Origin of the sequence: Kitasatospora sp. NPDC007106, from assembly GCF_040634455.1 — a bacterium.
Taxonomy (GTDB): Bacteria; Actinomycetota; Actinomycetes; order Streptomycetales; family Streptomycetaceae; genus Kitasatospora; species Kitasatospora arboriphila.
The window spans coordinates 1-3,485 of the sequence record NZ_JBEYFP010000629.1 but is presented as its reverse complement, the minus strand read 5'-3'; the positions used below and the strand labels follow the sequence as shown (position 1 = coordinate 3,485).

General features: G+C 71.4%; 3 protein-coding genes and 2 pseudogenes. 3 read left to right on the top strand and 2 right to left on the bottom strand.

The genetic code is table 11. The features are described from left to right. Together ABZ641_RS29740 and ABZ641_RS29735 are read left to right on the top strand one after the other, a co-directional pair. A partial coding sequence (locus ABZ641_RS29740; protein WP_359986721.1) for a hypothetical protein occupies positions 1 to 527 on the top strand: 527 nt, incomplete at its 5' end. Between the two features lie 74 nt (positions 528 to 601). Then, positions 602 to 1,581 (top strand): annotated as a pseudogene (locus ABZ641_RS29735) (IS5 family transposase). Between the two features lie 216 nt (positions 1,582 to 1,797). Here ABZ641_RS29735 and ABZ641_RS29730 read toward each other — a convergent pair. Next, positions 1,798 to 2,238 (bottom strand): annotated as a pseudogene (locus ABZ641_RS29730) (IS701 family transposase); the annotation flags it as partial. 30 nt (positions 2,239 to 2,268) lie between these two features. Here ABZ641_RS29730 and ABZ641_RS29725 point away from each other — a divergent pair. Continuing rightward, positions 2,269 to 2,355 (top strand): hypothetical protein, encoded by an 87-nt coding sequence (locus ABZ641_RS29725; protein ID WP_359986723.1) that lies wholly within the window; start codon positions 2,269 to 2,271, stop codon positions 2,353 to 2,355. A 193-nt stretch (positions 2,356 to 2,548) separates the two neighbouring features. On the opposite strand, the gene ABZ641_RS29720 is transcribed toward ABZ641_RS29725, so the two are convergent. Continuing rightward, positions 2,549 to 3,223, bottom strand: coding sequence for a hypothetical protein (locus tag ABZ641_RS29720; RefSeq protein ID WP_359986718.1), 675 nt, complete (start codon positions 3,221 to 3,223; stop codon positions 2,549 to 2,551). Positions 3,224 to 3,485 lie beyond the last annotated feature (262 nt).

Here is a 3,485-nt window from a genome sequence, read left to right as displayed (position 1 = left end):
GCGCCGCCCGCGTCCTGGCCGTCGCCGTCACCCTGCTCGGCGCCCTGCGGATCGCCCTCGCGGCGCAGGACGCCCCGACCGGTTGGTGGGTGCTCTACACGGCGACCGCCCTGATGCCGTACCTCGCCGGCGGCGCCTTGCTGCTCGCCGCCCCGCCCGATCTGCTCGACGAACCGCGGCGCCACGCCCGGCCGCTCTTGGTGCTCGCCGGCGCGGCCGCCGGCTTCGCTGCGACGCAGGCGCAGGGGGGCTACGACACCCGGCACCTGATGGACGGGTGGCGGTCGCTCCTCCTGCTGCTCGCGCCCCTGCTGCCGGCCGTCCTGTGCGCAGCCCGCGGCCGCCTCGACGCCGCAGCCGCCGGGCTCGCCCTGCTGCCGCTGACCGCCGCCTTAAGCCTGTTCAGCCTCTGGCAGCAGGCGGGCGGAGTCCTCGGCCTGCTGCCATGGGCGGCCGCGACCACGTCGGCCCTGGCCGCCGCAGCGCGTCTCCTGGCAGGCCGTCACTCGCGAGCGGCGGTCAACTAGGGCTTGTGTGATGTCGTGATCAATCCTCGGGTTCTGCCCCTGCTCCGGGGCAGAACCCGGTAGGAATGTTGGCTGTGACGCGCAGGCAACTCACCGACGAGCAGTGGAGTTTGATCGAGCCCTACCTGCCGATCGGCAGGTTCGGGCCCTATCCCGAACGGCTTCGCGACCAGTTCGAGGGAGTGATCTGGCGGTTCCGTTCCAGCGCCCAGTGGCGGGAGATGCCTGACGAGTTCGGCCCCTGGTCCACGGTCTTCGGCCGGTTTCGGGTCTGGCGGGACGCCGGCGTGTTCAGCGCACTGCTCGAAGGCCTGATCGCCGAGGCCGCCCGCGCGGGAAAGACGGACCTGTCGCTGGTCGGCGTCGATTCCACGACCGTCCGCGCCCACCACGATGCCGCCGGAATGCTCGTGGACGAGGAACTCATGCAGGCCCTGGAGGAGGCCGCGCGCGAGCAGGAGGCGGCCCGACAAAAAGGGGCGAGCCGCAGGAACAGAACGGACAGGACGAGCGAAGACGGGTCCAACTGCGACGCAAGCTCCGTCTGAAGCTGGCCCTGCTCGGCCGGTCCAGGGGTGGACTGACCAGCAAGGTCCATCTCGTCGCCGACCGCCGGTGCCGTCCGCTCGCGCTCGTCCTGACCGCGGGACAGGCCGGTGACAGCCCGCAGTTCGTCCCCGTCCTCGCCGAGGTGCGCGTGCGAGGGCCCGTCGGCCGACCCCGCACCCGGCCCGGCGCGGTCGCCGCAGATAGGGCCTACTCGTCCCGCGCCAACCGCGCCTACCTGCGCAAACGCGGCATCAAGGCCGTCATCCCCGAGAAGCGGGACCAGGCCGCCAATCGCAGAAAGAAGGGCAGCAGAGGCGGTCGGCCTGTCGGCCACGACGCCGACCTCTACAAAGAGCGCAACACCGTCGAGCGCCTGATCAACAAACTGAAGGCCTGGCGAGGCATCGCCACCCGCTGCGACAAGAAGCCCGAGAGCTACCTCGCCGGCCTCCAGCTCCGCGCCTCGATGATCTGGGTCGACGACCTCCTGCGAAATGCCGACTGATCACAACATCACACAGGCCCTAGTACTGCAACGGTGCTTACCGTGACGGGGCTTCAGCCCTTGGGCTGTGGCCTCGTCTCTTGTAGTGGCTGGTGCGGGCCTGGTGTTGGCGTCGGCGGCGCCAGTGGGACCAGTGCAGGACGTGGTCGGGTCTGCGGCGGACAGGTCGTGTGAGGTGGGCGATCAGCCGACGGATCTCGGGGACGGTGAGCGGGATCAGGTCTGGCGTTCGAGCAGGTCCGGCCCCTTTTCGAGGTGCTGGGCCCGCAGGACGGTCAGACAGGCGTGGGCGGCCATGGCGAGGGTGATGTGCCGGTACCACCCCTGGTGGCGGCGGACCTGGTAGTCGTCCAGGCCGCACTGGCCCTTGGTCGTCTGGAAGCACTCTTCGATCGCCCAGCGGGCACCCGCGACGGCGATCAGCTCGTTGAGTGTGGCGTCGGCGGGCGTGTAGGCGATGTAGTAGGCGACCTTTGTGGGATCGGTGATGCTGCGGCGGCCCGGGACCCAGTGCTTGCGGTCGGGGCGGTGCCAGGGCCGGACCTCGACGCGTGCCCAGTCGTAGACCCTGGGGCCGTGCGCGCCCTCGCCGCAGGAACGGCGCTTCCACTTCTGCCGCGGCAGGTCGGGTAGAGCCCGTACGGGCAGCCGGTCCATGCGGACGCCGACCGCACCGTCCGGGTCGAGATCGAGGAGGGCGGCCTGGTCCACGTCCTCGACTGCGCAGGCCGATCCGTACCGGACACACCCATCCACGCCCACCCCCTCCACTGACCCAAACCCGCGCTCGGCCGACCGGCCGCTGCTTCGCACCGCCAGTGCGCACCTGCGCACCTGCTGTGCGCACATCCGTTGGGTACGGGTACGCGCACCTGCGCACCCGGCCCGGCCGGTGCGCGCAGGCCGCCCGACCTGGGAGGCGAGCGGATCCTCGAGCAGTCGTAGTGCGCGCCAAGAGGTCCTGGGGTCAGCCGGGACGGCCCGGGCGTCCGCCCCGGTCGTTCCGGATGCCCGCCCCGGCCGTCGCCCCGCCGCCCGCCGGGGGCCCTTCCGTGGCCATCCGCCGACGGACCGAGTCCGGGTAACGGGCGCTGAATGTGAACGCTGCTGCGATCAGCGCGACCGGGATCACCCAGTTCAGCCAGTCGTCCCCGCCCTCGACGTGCACGGCGACCACCCCCAGCACCGCGATCACGGTGAACACCAGCCCCCACACCGCCGTCAGCAACCGGTTGACCCGCCGGAAGACCGGGCTGTCCCAGTACTGCCGCGGGGTCGACTCGCGCGCGTACTGCGCGGTGAACGGGTCGAACAGCAGCGAGCCGAACGCCACCACCGCCAGCACCCCGGACGAGATCGGCTGGGCGTACGTCTCCAGCCACTCCAGGTCGTCCCGGCCGAGGAAGAGCGCCAGCAGGCTCATGACCGCGAAGAAGGCGATGCCGGCCACGTCGAGGATCTTCCAGCCCCCTCGGCCGGCGGACGGCCGGCCTAACAGGACGGCCGTCACCAGGGCGGCGAGGGAGGCGTACTCCCAGGTGCTCGGGCTCGCCACCACGTCGAAGACGATCCACGGCGCGAACCCGGCGAAGTACCCGCCGCCGGCCGGCCGGCTCCCGTGTTCCTCGGTCCGCTGTTCCATCGGGCACCTCCGACCTCCGCGAACGGGTCCTCCCTCGATCGTGGGCGATGCGCGGAGTACGCGCACGGGCAACCGTCGGGGCCGGGCCGCCAGCCCCCGTCACCGGCCGGGCCAGGACGCACGGAGGCCGTCACCCTGACTGGAGTGGCGGCCTCTTTTGCTTTCTCACCGGGCGTTTCGTCCCTGGCTTCGGACGTTAGGTTCCGCGCCAGGTGGGGGTGGTCTCGCCGGTGAGGCGGCGGGTCATGAGGCCGATCATCGC

What these genes read in the sequence shown, in the direction of transcription:
- ABZ641_RS29720 (WP_359986718.1), bottom strand. Translation starts at nt 3,223, where the DNA reads ATGGAACAGCGGACCGAGGAACACGGGAGCCGGCCGGCCGGCGGCGGG.